The 17,454-nt window shown below is 42.0% G+C and carries 6 protein-coding genes; 3 read left to right on the top strand and 3 right to left on the bottom strand.

The window, feature by feature from the left end:
• The first annotated feature begins 24 nt into the window (after nt 1–24).
• On the top strand, nt 25–9,051 hold the full coding sequence (locus tag Q8865_00450) for a lamin tail domain-containing protein (GenBank protein ID MDP4151897.1): 9,027 nt from the start codon (nt 25–27) through the stop codon (nt 9,049–9,051).
• A gap of 71 nt (nt 9,052–9,122) precedes the next feature.
• On the opposite strand, the gene Q8865_00445 is transcribed toward Q8865_00450, so the two are convergent.
• Entirely contained in the window at nt 9,123–9,812 is a 690-nt protein-coding gene (locus tag Q8865_00445) for a 4Fe-4S binding protein (GenBank protein ID MDP4151896.1), read from the bottom strand.
• 99 nt (nt 9,813–9,911) lie between these two features.
• Here Q8865_00445 and Q8865_00440 point away from each other — a divergent pair, with 99 nt between their 5' ends.
• Both Q8865_00440 and Q8865_00435 read left to right on the top strand, forming a co-directional pair.
• Nucleotides 9,912–10,574: a Crp/Fnr family transcriptional regulator gene (locus Q8865_00440; GenBank protein MDP4151895.1), complete on the top strand. Its 663-nt coding sequence runs from the start codon at nt 9,912–9,914 to the stop codon at nt 10,572–10,574.
• Nucleotides 10,575–10,759: 185 nt separating this feature from the next.
• Nucleotides 10,760–14,197, top strand: coding sequence for an NAD(P)-binding protein (locus Q8865_00435; GenBank protein MDP4151894.1), 3,438 nt, complete (start codon nt 10,760–10,762; stop codon nt 14,195–14,197).
• A 47-nt stretch (nt 14,198–14,244) separates the two neighbouring features.
• On the opposite strand, the gene Q8865_00430 is transcribed toward Q8865_00435, so the two are convergent.
• Together Q8865_00430 and Q8865_00425 are read right to left on the bottom strand one after the other, a co-directional pair.
• Complete coding sequence (locus Q8865_00430) at nt 14,245–15,669, bottom strand: amino acid permease (GenBank protein MDP4151893.1); 1,425 nt, start codon at nt 15,667–15,669, stop codon at nt 14,245–14,247.
• Nucleotides 15,670–16,085: 416 nt separating this feature from the next.
• Nucleotides 16,086–17,408, bottom strand: coding sequence for a stalk domain-containing protein (locus tag Q8865_00425; GenBank protein ID MDP4151892.1), 1,323 nt, complete (start codon nt 17,406–17,408; stop codon nt 16,086–16,088).
• Between the last annotated feature and the right edge of the window lie 46 nt (nt 17,409–17,454).

Here is a 17,454-nt window from a genome sequence, read left to right as displayed (position 1 = left end):
TTTAGCTGGTTGGAAGGGGAAAGTATGAAAAGATTAAATTGCGTGCTGTCCGTTATTCTGGTTATAGCAATGGTTGCAACTATGATGCCTCTTGGCGCCTATGCTGCAAATGACGATTCCGGGACTCAAACTGGCGGAACTTCTTATGCTAATTCAAAGGATTCACCAATATCAGTCATGGGAACAGACGGTTCATATCCAGGACTCATAATTACTGAAGTTGTTAATTCCTCATATAAACCTGAGGGTGTGACTACTTCAGCAGACGGGTATGACATAATTGAGGTGTACAATACTACCAATAGCAGCATAAACTTAAAGGGTTACAAGGTGGGGCGTAAAAATACCTGGCAGACATCAGTCACAAGGCCTGGCGGTGTGAATGATTACGTAACACCGGTTACTGGAAGCGTTTCATATACAGGTATAAACGATATTACCGCAGATTCACGTGCCTGGGGAGAGTACGCGGGCGGAGACTGCATGCTGCCGGCACACGGTGTCGCGACGCTTTGGGTGCGTTATTATACGACTGGAATAACAAATTTTACTGATTTTAAAGCGCTTGATAAAGATGACTTGAAAGCGATTTATCCAGATGCCAATACAAATTATACTTTTTTGTGTGAAGACGATTACGGACTTCTTCCCGGGGATACATTAGATGCTAAACCTTTGACGAGTTCAACAACTGGAGCCGGGGTAGACAACCAATACAGAGGTCAGTTTTTGCTAGATAATCCGGGATCTACAACCAGGGTTATGCTTATGCTGTTAACACCCGATGCGACAGCTGAGGATGAGAGCTCGGCAGCAAAATATACGGATAATGATGCCGCTTATATGATATCATATGCTAGATATTTCGGAAGCGATGTAACATATCTGACAAGCGACGGCGGCACTTCCACTGCAGGCGTATCATCTGCAAAATTTTATTACGATCTATCCAAAAATCAGAGCATGATACTTGAAAGCAAAACTGCACCCTCAGTCGGAACAATGACTTATAAGCAAAAACCGACATATAACGATACAAATGCTCCTGTCATGTCTGATGTAACAGCAAGCACTTACAACCCGGATAACGGTGCTGATATAACGATCGGAGTTACCGACGACAAAGATATTAGACTTACATCCCTATTTTACAGAACATCAAAAGATACGGCTTTTAAAGAGGCTTCAGAGGATATAGTTCTTCGCGAGACAAAAAAGAACAGCATTGCAGCAGACATAACAAAGGCGGATATTGCAAAGAATATTCCGGCGGAAGATCTTGCAGGAGCCGATTATATCGAATATTATGCAACTGCATTGGACGGAGGAAACAATCCGGCCGCTGTGGGGAGCGCAAGCGCACCCATCAGAATAAACGCGGCAACGGCTGTTTCAAAAACAAACGTTGCTATAACCTATCCAGTGGATATGTCGGTATTCACAGGATCATTCAATGGGATCCTTACAGCAGATTTGTCTGATAAGGATGGGATAGACACCTCTTCTGCGACAATTACAGTGGACAACGGCACGCCTATTTCAGTTCCTGCTCAGAATGTATCAAATACAGCTCTGACTTATTCCTTCGCGGGTAATCCTCTCGGAGTCGGCACACATACAATAAAACTTCAGGTTCATAGCACCAACCAAAGTAAGGACTCGGGCGAGGCGACTGTAACGATCGGTGTAACTGAAGGCAGTTCGACCAAGGACGGAGATTATCCAGACCTTATGATAACCGAGGCAAAAGTTTACACGACTCAGGTTCAAGGCGTGGATGCATACTCGGCGGTTGAGATATATAATGCAAGCGGGCATCCGATAAATCTTAATAATTATAAGCTGGGACGAAAAGCAGACTGGCCTGGAGCCGGAAATTATGACGGGGATATAGCAAATTTAACGAATACATATTATACCGGAATGAACGGGATCACTAAATATTCGGCTGCATGGAGCGGAAATACTGAGCCAAGCGGAGGCAACTGGCTTCCCGCAAATGGAGTAGCCACCTTATGGGTAAGGTATTATCCTATGAGCAAGTTTACCGATGCGGCCGCTTTCAAGGCTCTAGGTGTTGATAGCTTCATTTCGGAAAATCCAACTGTTAATAAAGATTCACTTTTCTTAGCGGAAGATACATACGGATTAAATGCCGGAGATGATCAGACATCTGCTGCCGCAGAGCCGGAGCCAAAATCAGCATCCGACGGAGGCGTTTCATTCAATAAGTTTAAAAATATTTATTTAAAGAGGGTGGGCAGTACAACGCGTGTTATGCTTTTGATGCTCGACTCTTCCGCAACAGTATCGGAGGCCAACCGCTTAAAATATGTTGATGACGACAGTGATATTATGTCTGTCGCGAAATATTTTGGCTCTGATGTAAGTACCGTTAACTCATCTGTTAAATTCAAGTATGATTCCGCAAAAAATTATCTGCCGGTTTCTGAAAAGCTTTCCCAGAGCAATCTTGGAGTAATAACCTATGATCAAAAGCCTATATACGTATCTGATAAAACAGCCGCGGAAATAACGGATAATACCGGCTCATCTTTTAAGTCTGCTGACGGGGCAAAGATTTCAATCAATATGTTTGATAACCGTGATTTAAGATATTCGACGATTTATTATAAGACTTCTAAGGATACGGATTTTAAATCAAAATCGATAGACTATGTAGCTCAAAAAGGCTCAGTTGCTTCAGACACGCAGCTGGCAGAACAGAATATTTCGCTTACCGCAGAGGAACTTACTGACGTCGACTATATCGATTATTATGTAACAGCAATAGATGGCGGCGGAAATACTGCAACACTTGGCAGCAGCGCTATGCCGCATAGAATGATAAATGAAAGTTCAAATCATACTATTGTTAATATTACCTCACCCACTGAGGGCGAAAGTTTCAGCGGATATTTCAGAGATACCCTTACAGCTGACCTTGTGGATGGTGACGGGATTGATGCTTCAACTGCCCAAGTAGTAGTCGACGGCGGCACGCCTATTGCAGTTCCTTCAGAAAATGTTACAGATAAAACGCTTACCTACTCATTTGCTAGCCACCCGCTAACAAAGGGCGATCATACGATAACTGTTAAAGTAAACAGTAAAAACACTGAAAAAGCGGCGGGCGAGGCAACTGTACATATTACTGTTACGGAAGCAGCGGTGAAACGCCCTGATCTAGTTATGACCGAGGTGAATGCTGCACCGGGCGGAACAGGAAACCTGGAATATTTTGAACTGTATAATACAGGGAACCGTGATATCCCGCTTAGCGATGTTCAGTTTAATTATTTGCCGTATATATCTGATTTGAGTAAAGTATACACCAACCCGTGGGTCACGGAGACTCAATATGATGATAAGGGCAATGTGGTGCCGTTTGTCCTTAAAAAGAATCAGATTTATGTAGTCTTTATTTATCAGCAGGGCGCTCAAAAGCTAGGTTACCGTTATGATTCAGATGCGGAAATGGAGCGCACATGGAACGAACTGTTCAAATCAAGATACGGCGTTGAAATTCCAAAGACAAATCGAATTATGGCGCCTTATACAGACAGTAACGGAACTGTAATAAAAGGCGCTGCAAACCTGTGGAACAGTATCAATGCAAAGACAATGCAAATTGTTGATAAATCAACGAAGGCAGTTCTTTGCCAGGCAGTTTATAACGACGGCGCTGTACAGTGCGCAACTGATCAGACAATCGATTATGTTTATTTCGATGGCTGCGATCCCGTAAATAATTGTGAATCACTACTGGTTGATTATACGGGTTCGCCGACTCCTGGAACTCTGCGTGATTACCAGCAGCCAAACTTTACGAGTACTGCGCCGCCCTCTGTAGACTGCGGTGAAGTCGAAGCAGTAAGGCAACCGGACGATACGACATTTACCGCGAAGGTAACAGATCCGGATAATGATATTAAACTTGTTTATTTGTTTTATAAAACTGATCAAATGAGTGGATTCAGCTGCGCTCAAATGGCTAAGACTGAAAATGCTGATGAGTATCGTGTAAGCATATCAATTAATGCTATTAAAGACAGTAAAAGTATTGAGTATTATATAATTGCTACAGACGGCGCAAGTTCAGCATTTGCCCCGCAGTTTATAGATAACCCATATAAACAGACGATAGCAGATACAGAGGGACCGCATATAGATTCAATAACACCTGCTAACGGCGCGAATATTCAAGGAAGAATCAACGGTCAGATAGTCATAACTTATAGTGATTATTCGGGCGTAGATAAAAACTCAATCAAGTTTTGGTTCAACGGCGAGGATGTTACGGATAAGTGCTCAATAAGTGATTATAAACTCACATATAATATGGGTTTATTAACACAGATTGGGGCTTATACCTCAAAACTGCAGATAAGCGATAAATACGGAACCGAAGTTGACGGAAAATATCCGGAGCAGAGAACTGCAATTCATGAAAATAGCTTTAATTTGATACCAATAGTCAATGATCATATGCCTTCTAAGGAAATCATACATGCCCCAATGAACAGCACAATTGACTCGCAGGATCTTGCTGTTCAGGCTCTCGTAATCGATAGCAGTGATTCAAACAATCTGACTTTGCAGTATATTACTGATGACGGGAAATCCGGGACTCTTTCAATGGCAAAAGATACTGCGTTAAGCTCTGCCGGAAACGGAGTTGCATCAACGTATTACACTGCAAGCATTCCTGTTTCTGTGATTAAGGGGCGTTCGTACGTTAAGTATTGTATAACAAGCAGTGGAAATACAGAAATGAGGGCACCATCTTCAGACGGAAGCTGGTATCAGACTGCACTTCAGGCTGCGACGGTGCCGCCGGAGCTTATGATAACCGAAATGCAGCCGAACCCGGATGGCAACGATGATGTTGAATTCATAGAGATTTATAACACAAGCAATAAAGAACTTGACCTGATGAATTATAAGATCAACTTCCAGCCATATCCGCAAACAGCACCAAATGATTATCGTTTTGTTAATTTTGATATGATGATGGATTCATACGGGTTCAGCGGAGGAAAGTATATTATTAACCCGGGTGAAGTGGTTGTAGTTCATTTATTTACTTCTGATGCACGTAAAACAGGGATGACGCTCGATTCCTTCCGTGAAGACAGCCGAATCAACTTATCAGAAAGCAATACTAAGGTTATAGAGCTACCGGCTGATACATCAGTAGATTCTAACAGGTGTCCGCTGCCAAACACACTGGTAAGAAAAGTAATGCTGAATTATAAAAGTAATCCCAACGTTGGACCTTATATATGTGTAGCTACTTATAATGATGAGCTTTCGGCTGGGTACAGCGACTCCCTTAACGGTTTGTCTGTCACTTATGGGGCACCTATAGATGGTACGATTAATTTACACAAACTCGAACATGGTGCTGTGGCTACCCCCGGCAAAATAGATTGGCGGCAGAAAGCAGTAAATTATAACGATAAGTATGCACCATATATTATTCATCAGAAACCGGTAAGCGACGGAGCTGCTCCTCAGGAAATAACACTTACTGTTCAGATATTTGATGAAGCTGAGATAATCCATAAGTCTATCTACTACAGAACGTATGGTACTGAAGGATGGCAGACCGGTGATCTGACACCGGTTGCAGGAAAAGATAACTTGTTCCAATTTACGGTAAGCTATGATTATCTGCAATATACTAATAAACTTGAATACTATTTTGCAGCAACTGACGGGCTTCATGAGGCAGTTCTCAAAAGTCAGAGCGGTGATCCATTCACTATAACGTATAAAGATGTAGCCCCTCCGCAGGTTGGAAGTTTTAAGCCTGAAAACTACTACTTTTACGAGGACTCAAAGATCCCTGTAGTGAAAGCATATATTGAGGATAATTCAGGTATAAACAAGGCAAGTATCCACTTGTATATGGATGATATTGATGAGACTAAGGATACAGTAATTTTAGAGCAAGACCGCGGATTTAACGTTGCTTACACACCGGGAGTTGCAATTGCGGATGGCCGGCATACTCTGAAACTTGTAGCGGCAGACTTGTCTGAAAATAAAAATGTTTTAACTCAGGTAACTGAATTTTCAATCGGAGACGATTCAAAATTAAATCATTATCGTGGAGAAGTTCACAGTCATACCCAGGAATCGGACGGAACAGGAACCGTGGAACAGGCATATGAGTGGGCTAGATATCATAGCAAGCTCGATTATTTCTCAGTTACGGATCATAATGATATGCTTACCACTGATGTGTATAAGAATCAGCTTAAGAGAACTAAAAAGTATAATCAAAACGGCCCTGGCGGATTTATCGTGTTCAACGGATGGGAAACTACTTATTATATGAATACTGGCTGGTTTGGTCACTTTAATATGCTTAATGTGGATTGGCTTAAATCTGATCCTTCGATACCTGCACGTCAGTATTACGATTTCGGAATTGCAGATCCAAATGCGGTCATGCAGTTTAACCATCCCGGCAATTATGACGGAAACAACTGGGGCGACTTCAATGACTTTGGATATTATTCAACACAAGCTGATGATAAATTTGCACTTATAGAATTCAATGCCAATGTAAGCAATGATGATGAGTACAACCGCGCATTGTTTAAAGGTTGGCATGTATCCCCAGTCGTTAACGAGGATAATCATCAGATGTTCTGGGGGTCGGCTGATCCGTCATCCGGAGTTGCTATGGCACCCGCACTTACGCGGGACAATATAATTGAAGCGTTCAGGAAAAACAGAACCTATGCTGCCGGTGACGACAATATAATAATGGAGTATAAAGTTAACGGAAAATGGATGGGAAGTATCCTCAAAGATCCGGATAAGCTGGATATTGATTTGAAAATTTACGGCAAAGATATCAACAATATCCCAGCTGGCACTGTTAGCATAGTTACAGATGCGCAGGTAACGGTATTCCAGAAAACTTACACCGCAGCGGATGCGGTAAACGGAGTTATACATATGCAGTATCAGCTTCCAGCGGATTATAAGTATTGCTATATTAAGCATACGAGGACAGTTGGAGCGTCGACTATTACAAGTATAACAGCGCCTGTCTGGGTCGAAAAAGAACGTGGGATCAACATTGATTCGCTCGATCTTGGATTGTCAAGCGATACAGCTAACCCTGACGCGGTTAAAACCATAGTCAAAAATACTTCGGATGATAATGCGACAAATTTAACTTTATCATACTATTTGGGAACAGTTGATGGCTTTACACTCAGCAGCGATATAATAAATGGGCTTAACGGTTTGCAGCCCCTTGCAGTTCGCAGCCTATCCTCACTTGGAGCAGGCGAAACAGCGACCGTTGGAGTTAATATGCCGCGAAGCCTTGACAGCAGACGAATTTTTGTACTGCTAAGCGGTGTGGTGAATGGAAAACTGATCAGAGATGTCAAATATATCACGCCTTCGCCAATTTATATAACGGAGATTGTAGCTGACAGTTCGGATTACGTGAAAGGCGGTGTCGTATATTCCCGCCCATTCAATTATATCGAAGTATACAATAATGATAATGTTGCTCGAAATCTAAAGGGGCTTGCAATCTCCACCTTCGTAAAAGCGGGTCAGACTGCAGCATATAATACGGCAAAGTATTTAGATAAGTACTCAATAAGTGAAGATTTAATGATCGGGCCTCGTCAGGCAATGGTTCTATGGATTAAAGACGGGATTACAGCCGGGGCGAATAACTCGCTTACTGTAGCGGATTTCAACAAATACTACGGAACCAATTTCGATACCATTTACCAGTTTGTTAAGTCTCCACTGGATCAGTCAGGATCAAGAATATTGTCTGTAAACCTTAATGATGATACAGATAGTCCAACGCCTATAACCTGCATAAAGTATAATGTTGACGAGAGCCTTAACTTGGATGTTGTTGAAAATAAGGGTATTACATATACTTATAATTCAACAGGAATAGATACAAGTATCAAACTAAGCAATCGGGCTGTTCCGACACCGGGAGTTGTCGTCGAGGGTCAGGTTCCGAATTACAGCAACGATTATTCACTGAGTTCGGTTAAACTTGTATACGCCGGCGGAGAAACAAATGTGAATTTAAGTGATAAGAATACAAGCTATCGCGTTTCGGTTCCTGAGGGCGTTAAAAGTGTAACATGCATTCCTGAAACCAAATGTCCAACATTAAACTTAAAAATAAACGGAGTTAAGGTCTGCAGCGGCGGATTTATAGACGCAGGCTCAGGAAATACGTTCCCGACGCTAAACCTTAATAAAACCGGAGCAACTGCAGTTGTTGAAGTTCTTAATGATTCTGATAAAACGGTTGCAACGTACACATTTTCAGTTGGGTCAGGCGACTTAAATATTGATACTGATAACGGCAGCTCGGGTGCCAGCGGAGGCACATCGGGGGGTGCGGATGGATCAAGTGGGTCTTCAGGCGGCACAGATACATCCGGAGGTACTACAGGAGATAGCGGAACGACTGCGCCTACCGAAGGCAATGCTTCTACACCTGATTTCTCCGATACTTCAAATCACTGGGCAAGTGAAGCTATAAAATATATTGCGGATAAGGGTATCATTAAGGGCTATGAGGATGGAACATTCAAGCCTGATGCGACAGTAAATCGCGGAGACTTTACGCTTATGCTGATGAGGTCTTTTGCCGGTGACAAGTCTGGCACCGGAACGTTCAACGATGTTGATCCAAATGCATATTACGCAGGCGCGGTTGCAGCAGCTAAAGACTTAGGTATTGCAACTGGGTCTGATGGAGCATTTAATCCTAAGACTAATGTAACAAGACAGGATATGTTCGTTCTGTTCGCAAGGACACTAAGAGCGTTCAATCTGTTAGACGAAAAAGCGGACATATCTAAGGTAACGTTCAGTGATTCTGACAGTATAGCTGATTACGCCAAAGACGACATTCTGCTTCTTGCGGCAAACGGCTATATAAATGGAACTGAAGGAAAAATAAACCCGACAGGTACCGCTACAAGAGCAGAAACAGCGCAAATGCTGTACAATTATTTTACTAAGCATGCTTCTTAAATCCTATAAATCTCTAACTCTCTCTAACATAAAAAGCACCCATTCGGGGTGCTTTTTATGTTTTAAAATATTTATTCTTCTATAATTTTTCCTTCTATAGAAATGACAATCACCTGCCAAGGGATCATTTTGCCGCTATTAATAATTGCCTGCTTAACAGCATTTTCGATTCCGCCGCAGCAGGGCACTTCCATCCTTACAACTTTAATGCTTTTTATATTATTGTTTTTTATGATTTCGGTCAGCTTTTCTGCATAATCACCTTGGTCAAGTTTTGGGCAGCCTATTAATGTGATGTGGTTTTTTATGAACTTTTCATGAAAGTTTCCGTAGGAAAACGCCGTGCAGTCAGCGGCAACAAGAAGATTGGCTCCGTCAAAGTAAGGTGCGTTGACCGGCACAAGTTTAATTTGGATAGGCCATTGCATAAGTCTGCTTTCCGGGGCATTTTTTTCTTCAATTATTTCGGGAATATTCTGACGGTTTAAGGCTTTAGCCATACTGCCTGGGCAACCGCCTTTATTTACGTTCAACCGAGCCGCAACAGCCTTTTCATTAAATGGCAATGCCTCTCGCTCTTCAAATGAAATAGCTCCTGTAGGACATACCGGAAGACAATTCCCAAGCCCATCGCAATAATCGTCGCGCATAAGTTTTGCTTTCCCGTTTATTACAGCAATTGCTCCTTCATGGCATGCATTAGCGCATAACCCACAACCATTGCACCTTTCTTCATCTATTTTAATGACTTTTCTTAACATTTTTATCACTCCAATTCCTATTGTTATCTTGTTTTTGTAAATATATTGTATTATATTAAAGGTAAAAAAGCGGTTGTATTTACAACAGAAAGAATAAAAATGAAAGATGATAAAACTAGACTAAGCAGAGTATCATTGTTTAGGGGGATTGATTTCGCTGACCTTGACGTGGTTATTCGATGCCTTAACGCCAAAAAAGCCGCCTATAAGAAGAAGGATATTATTTTAATGGAAGGTCAATCTGTTTCATCGGTAGGAATAGTGCTGTCAGGGAATGTTCAGGTCATAAAAGAAGATTTTATGGGAAACCGCAATATTTTAGCTGAGATACCTGCAGGAAGCCTGTTTGCGGAAACTTTTGCATGCGTTCAAACGCCAGACCTTCCGGTGTCTGTTATTTGTTCTGCTGACTGTGAAGTGTTGTGGATAGACTTCAGACGTATTATTTCTACATGCTCAAACGCGTGTATATTCCATACTAAGTTGATTGAGAATATGCTGATGATATTAGCCTCTAAAAATATATTGCTTAACCAGAAAATAGAACATATATCAAAAAGGACTACAAGAGAAAAACTGCTTTCGTATCTTTCAGATGAATCATATAAACAGGGCAAAAATGAATTTGATATCCCTTATAACAGGCAGCAGCTTGCGGATTATTTATGCGTTGACCGCAGCGCCCTGTCCAGTGAACTGTGTAAACTTCAAAATGAAGGGATATTACAGTTTCATCTTAACCATTTTATATTGATACAATAAACATACTTGCCGCTGCGATATGTATGTGAAAGCCTTGAGACAACAGTGCTGTGGGAGGAAATTGGCAAAAAAATCTCTATATTTTATCGAATAAAATTATAAAAAGATAAAGACAAAATTTATACTCTTTGGTATAATAAACAGTTAGAATGGTTAAAAATATATATCTTTACTGAGAGGGAAAAATGAAGACTTTAGAAGAACATAAACGTATTAAAGTGACGGTTAATGGGCGTGAAATTGAAGTATATGATAACCTCACAATATTGCAGGCACTGCTTCAAGAGGATATACATATACCTCATCTGTGTTATGACATTCGGCTTGAGAGATCTAATGGGAACTGCGGACTTTGCGTAGTTGCACTTGGAGAAAATGGAGAGCAGGACGTCAAGGCGTGTCAGACGCCTATCAAAGAGGGCATGATAATCGACACAAACAGTGAAAGACTTGTGAATTATCGTAAAATCAGACTTGAGCAGCTTCTTTCAGATCATAATGCAGACTGCGTGGCTCCATGCGTTATGACATGCCCGGCTAATGTGGATATTCAGTCCTACCTCCGCCATGTCGGCAACGGTAATTTCGAAGCTGCAATCCGTACAATCAAGGAAAACAATCCCTTTCCGTTAGTCTGCGGACGTGTATGTCCTCATCCGTGTGAGGCACAGTGCCGCAGAAATTTAGTCGATTCGCCTGTTGCGATCAATTATGTTAAACGTTTCGCGGCTGACTGGGATATGTCCAGAGAAAATCCCTGGATGCCAAGCAAGAGCGTTGACACGGGAAAGAAAATAGCAATAATAGGTGCCGGCCCGTCTGGTCTTTCTGCGGCATATTATAGTGCTATCAAAGGGCATGACGTTACAGTATTTGAACGCCAGAGCCATGCAGGCGGAATGATGAGATACGGTATCCCGGAATACAGACTGCCAAAAGCGACACTTGATAAAGAGATCGACACAATGAAAAAACTGGGTGTCAAAATAATGACTGGGAAGGCACTAGGCACTCATCTGCATCTAGAAGATTTACATAAAGATTTTGACGCGGTTTACCTTGCTATCGGGTCATGGCAGGCAACTCCTATGCATATTGAAGGTGAAAACCTTGACGGCGTATGGCTTGGCATACAGTATCTTGAACAGGAAATAAACGGATCTAATCCTAAGCCAGACGGTAATGTTATTGTCATCGGCGGCGGCAACACTGCTATAGACTGTACGCGGACTGCGCTTAGAAGAGGCGCAAAGTCAGTAAAGCTTATTTACCGCAGAACTCAAGAGCAGATGCCCGCGGAACCTTACGAGGTTGAGGAAGCATTAAAAGAGGGCGTTGAAATGCTCTTTTTAATGGCGCCCACAAAGATAGAGTCAGAAAACGGCAGAAAGAAACTGCACTGCATAAAGATGATGCTTGGCGAACCTGACCGCTCTGGCCGCCGCCGTCCTGTACCTATTGAAGGCAGTGATGTTGAAATAGAAGCTGATACTATTATCGGTGCTATCGGACAAAGCACAAATACACAGTTCTTATATAACGATTTACCTGTTAAACTTAATAAGTGGGGCAATATTGATATTAGCGGCAAAACACAGCAGACTTCTGAAAGCAATATTTTTGCTGGCGGCGACTGCGTTACAGGCCCGGCAACTGTTATTCAGGCAGTCGCCGCCGGCCGCCATGCCGCTGAAGCTATGGACTGCTACTTAACAAAGGGTTATGTCAAGGAGCAAAACACAGATTACAGTTGCAGCCGCGGTTCTATGGAGGATCTTCCACAGTGGGAATTTGAAGAAAAGCCTAAAATTCCGCGTTCGAAAATGCCTTCCATTTCAATCGAAGAGAGAAATCATAATTTTAATGAAGTTGAGCTTGGTTTGATTGAGAAAACAGCAAGAGAGGAAGCGAACAGGTGCCTAAGATGCGGCTGTACCGAAAGATTCTCATGTGATTTAAGAAAAGAGGCCACAGCACACGGCATCGAATATAAAGATCCCGCATATGAACGTCCATTCATTCCGATTGTCGACGATCATCCGTTCATAGTCAGAAACCATAATAAATGTATTTCGTGCGGAAGGTGTATTGCCGCTTGCGCAGAAATAGAAGGGCCTGACGTGCTTTCATTCTATATGAAAAACGGGCGCCAGATCGTTGGAACAAAGAGCGGACTTCCGCTTCAGGAAACTGACTGTGTAAGCTGTGGACAGTGTGTCAACGCATGCCCGTGTGGAGCACTCGATTACCGCCGTGAAAGAGGAAGAGTATTCAGAGCGATAAATGATCCGAATAAAACAGTTGTCGCTTTCGTTGCTCCTGCAGTAAGAAGCCTTATAACAAAACAGTATGGTGTTCCGTTTGAAAAAGCCTCCGGATTTATGGCCGGGCTCCTAAAGAAAATGAAATTTGATAAGGTATTCGATTTTACCTTTGCCGCTGACCTTACGATCGTTGAGGAGACGACGGAATTTCTCACAAGAGTCGAAAAAAATGGAGTCATGCCGCAGTTTACATCATGCTGTCCAGGCTGGGTCAACTTCGTTGAAAAGAGATACCCTGAGATTATCCCTCATCTCTCCAGCTGCAAATCACCGCAGATGATGATGGGCGCAACTGTTAAGAACCATTTTTCAAAGATTTCAGGAATTGACAAAGAGAATCTTTATGTTGTTTCAATCGTTCCGTGCCTTGCAAAGAAGCATGAGGCTGCACGTCCTGAATTTGCCCCAGAAGGTATCCGCGATGTTGATGCAGTACTCACGACCAGTGAAATGATCGAAATGGTTAACCTCGCAAATATTGATACAAATGATATCGTTCCGCAGGAGTTTGACGATCCTTATCGCCAGGTCACAGGAGCCGGTATCCTGTTTGGAGCTTCCGGCGGCGTTGCTGAAGCGGCGCTTAGAATGGCAGTCGAAAAGCTGACTGGAAAAGCGCTTACCGATCATCTCGATTTTGAAGAGATACGCGGGTTCGAAGGGGTTAAAGAGGCAACAGTTGACGCTAACGGCACAAAAGTCCGCGTTGCTGTAATCAGCGGGCTACATAATGCCGAGCCTATCGTTGAAAAAATAATCCAGGGCGTTGATGTTGGCTATGATTTGATTGAGGTTATGGCATGCCCCGGCGGCTGCATATGCGGCGCCGGACATCCGGTTCCGGAAAAAATCGATGCTCTTGAAAAACGACAGCAGACGCTCGTCAACATCGATAAAATTTCAAAATACCGTAAGTCACAGGAAAACCCTGATATTCTGCGGTTATATGAAGAGTTTTACGGTGAAGCAAATTCTCATTTGGCACACAAGCTTCTGCATACACATTACACACCACGCAGGGGTGATAATGCCTGTGCAATGGTTTCCGTTCGCAAGAAAGCGGATTCAGCTTTTGTAACACAAGAATATACGGTATGTATGTGCGACTCCTGTAAAAGCAAGGGTGCTAAGGAGCTCTATGATCAGCTTTCTGAAACTATAAAGCAGCTGAAAATGGATCCGTTTATAAAGGTAAATACAATAAGATTGAAGGAAACTCATGCTGGGGAGGGCATATATGTGACCCTTAACGGAAAAATGATAGAAGATCCCCATCTGGATAATATACTTAAGAAATAATAATGAAACAGCCGGTGCAACGCACCGGCTGTTTAAATATATGACTATCATTGGTCATTATCATTGTTATCTTTATCAGCAATCTCCTTTGATTGTTCTGTTTGAAAACGCGGCGCTCTTTTATATAAAACTTTTTTATTAATCGTCCGGGTTTGCTTGAAAACTCGCAATATAGCATAACTTAATGTATAAAATACTACAATAATACTCCCTGCAATGAGCCCGGAAGCTTGTCCCTTGACAAACGGCATACTAATGATTGCCGCAATCAGAGATAGCAATACAAATACCGAAGTATACGGAAAGCCCCACATCTGACACTTACCGTCAGGGCAACCATTCTTTTTTCTAAACTTAATATGGGTTGCCATAATTACCGCATACGAAAATAAGATGGCAAATCCGCCTGAACTGATTAAAAAAAGGTATACGCGAGGAAACAATAATCCAAACCCTAACGCAATAAGCATAGCTACCCCTGATGCTAAGATTCCGCGATAAGGAACATCGGTTTTATTCTTCAGCCATTCGGGGGCATGACCCTCATCGGCAAGTGAACGCATCATTCTGCCAAGTCCAAACATTGCAGCAAGCATGGTTGAAAGAATTGCTGTTATAAGGACAATATTTAGCGCATTACCTGCCCAGTCTATCCCGTGCCTATTAAGAGCCGCTACTATCGGGCTTGTGTTTTCGTTTATATCAACGGTTGGGATAAGAGGAAGCAGTATTCCTACGGAGATGATATAAAGTGCGACAAGGCTTATTACCGTATATCTTATAGCTTTAGGAATCGAAGTTTTGGGGTTTTCGGCCTCAGATGACGCAAGGCCAATTATTTCAAATCCGGCATAGCTGAACATAACGATCAGCATGCTGCCGGCAAGCCCTGTTATGCCGCCGGGCATAAAATTTTCGTTTGCAAGTTCGCCGGCGCCGATGGCTTTGTTTCCCGGGAAAGCGCCTACTATAAGTAAAAGCGCGATAATTATAAATGAGACAATAGCGGCTAGCTTAACTGCGGCAAGTCCGCTTTCGAGTTTGCTTAATCTATTTGCACCTAAAAGGTTCAAAAGAGTCACTCCACTGATTATAGCACTGCCGAGAATGGCGATAGGGATTGTAGGAGCCCATACCCTAACTAGTATCGAAACTGCTGTAGCCTCGCTTGACATTGCAAGAATCATTCCAGTCCAATATACCCAGCCTACAACAAACCCAGCGCCAGGCCCGAATGCGTCGGCAGCAAATGTCCTGAAAGATCCTGAATCAGGATTAGCAACAGTCATTTCAGATAAAGCATAGAGTATAAAATAGACAAGCATTCCTCCGTAAATAAACCCTAATAAAATTGATGGTCCTGCGGCGTGAATGGCCACAGATGAGCCGAGGAAGAATGAACCACCTATTACTGTTCCAAGTGCCATCATTGCAAGCTGTAGTGCGCTAAGTCCTTTTTCCGTTTTTTTCATATTAGCTCCAGAATTTAATATTATTAATTTTAGTGTTCCTATTTTTGACGTTGTAATACTTTTTGGTACATAGAAGGGCTTAATCATTTGAAAAATGTCGAATAAAATAAAGCAGAAAAATTCTATTTTTTTAACAGGAACATGTTTACGAGAGCATTAAGAAAAACATTGGTTTAAATTCTGATATTTGTGCTTATAATGCCGCTTTCACGTTATCCTGCAGCGGGAACTGATAAAATGGAGGTAAAGGAAACCACCCTAATAAGTAGGCGTTTACCTGCTCTCCGGAGATATCAGTTTTAGAGAATTAGTCACACTAACTACGAAATTGTCTGCCACTGACGTTACACGGACTATAAAAAAAACACCGTTAAAAAATAACGGTGTCTTTTATGCTCAATGTATGTAATTATAAATTATATAGAGGGGCTGCCTTCAGCATTCCCATCAGAACCTATTGTGCTTTCATTCGTTGCTTCCTCGTTGGTTGAAGTATTAGAATCATCAGCGGTCGTGGTGCCTGTCGAATTACTTACTGAACCGGAAATATCTGTGGTGCCTGTAGTATCTGTAGCACCAGAAGTATCGGTTGATCCAGAGGTGTCGGTTGATCCAGAAGTATCGGTTGATCCAGGAGTTGAATTATCTACCGTTGTGTCATCGCCTGTTGATGGTGGGTTTGTATCGCTTTCATTATCAACATCTATAATTTTATCATCGCTATCCCAGGTGACTTTTAGGTTTAATGCTTCAGCAATAAATCTAAGAGGAACATATGTCCTTCCACAGGTTATTTCTGCATCCGTACCCATATCAACAGGAGCACCATTTTTAAGCACTGTTGAACTGTTTATTGTCAATTCTATTACGGTGTTGTCCTTAGTTATTGTAACAGTCTTGGTATCATCGTTCCATGCAACTTGTGCGCCTAGCCCTTCGGTAATCGCTCTAATTGGAACAAGTGTCGTTCCTCCTTTTATGTACGGGGGAGCATCAAACTTTATTAAGTTATTATTAATTGTTACACTGCCTGCATCAAGTGTATAAGCGTCAGAATACATCTGCTTTATTAGATCTGCAGCGCTGTCAAAAGTTGAAAGTTCTTCATCTGAGTATATAGTTTTAACTACCATATATCTCTCATTGTTAGCCTGCTTTATTTGAGCTTCTAAATCATCTATCTGAGTATCCAAGTTGTTTATGCTGTCCAAAACAGCTTGTGCTCCGGCAGTATCTCCAGCAGCAACCAATTCATTATATTTTTCCTCGAGCTGCTCTTTTTGTGAAGTCAAATCATTTTTTTGATCTACAATTTCTTTTCTTTCTTCGTTCAGCTCTGTTTTAAACTGTTTTTGTAATTCTGATTTATTTTTAGCTTGGTCACCGGAACTTTCGTCCTTCGCATCTCCGCTGGAAGTGTCGGTTGTTGAAGACGATTCTTTTTGACTGTTTTCTACAGCTTTTTCATTTTGCTTGTCTGATTTTTGATCGTTAGAATTGACTGTTGTTTCTTGATTATCAGAACTTTGCACTGCTGGAGCCGTTGCCTTTTCTTTTTGTTGACTGTTTGTTTCTGTTGTTGTTTCCTGCGCTGAAGTTCCTTTTTCGTTTTGTACTGCTGGGGTTTGGGATTGTTCAGATTTGCTGTTTCCTTTGCCCGAACCGGATGCCGCAAAAGCGGACGTTGACATTAGTAGGACAAGAACAAAAGACAGAATTTGAACAAATACCTTTTTCATACAGCATGCATTCCTTTCTTTTTTTCTCCAAAAAAAAACTGCATGC

The organism is Bacillota bacterium (assembly GCA_030705925.1).
Taxonomy (GTDB): domain Bacteria; phylum Bacillota; class Clostridia; order Oscillospirales; family Feifaniaceae; genus JAUZPM01.
The sequence above is the reverse complement of the archived record's forward strand: the minus strand, read 5'-3'. Positions and strand labels throughout refer to the sequence as shown.

Excerpts from the sequence above, each read along its gene's own strand:
- Q8865_00435 (MDP4151894.1), top strand. The coding sequence starts at position 10,760 with ATGAAGACTTTAGAAGAACATAAACGTATTAAAGTGACGGTTAATGGG.
- Q8865_00430 (MDP4151893.1), bottom strand. The coding sequence starts at position 15,669 with ATGAAAAAAACGGAAAAAGGACTTAGCGCACTACAGCTTGCAATGATG.
- Q8865_00440 (MDP4151895.1), top strand. The coding sequence starts at position 9,912 with ATGAAAGATGATAAAACTAGACTAAGCAGAGTATCATTGTTTAGGGGG.
- Q8865_00425 (MDP4151892.1), bottom strand. The coding sequence starts at position 17,408 with ATGAAAAAGGTATTTGTTCAAATTCTGTCTTTTGTTCTTGTCCTACTA.
- Q8865_00450 (MDP4151897.1), top strand. The coding sequence starts at position 25 with ATGAAAAGATTAAATTGCGTGCTGTCCGTTATTCTGGTTATAGCAATG.
- Q8865_00445 (MDP4151896.1), bottom strand. The coding sequence starts at position 9,812 with ATGTTAAGAAAAGTCATTAAAATAGATGAAGAAAGGTGCAATGGTTGT.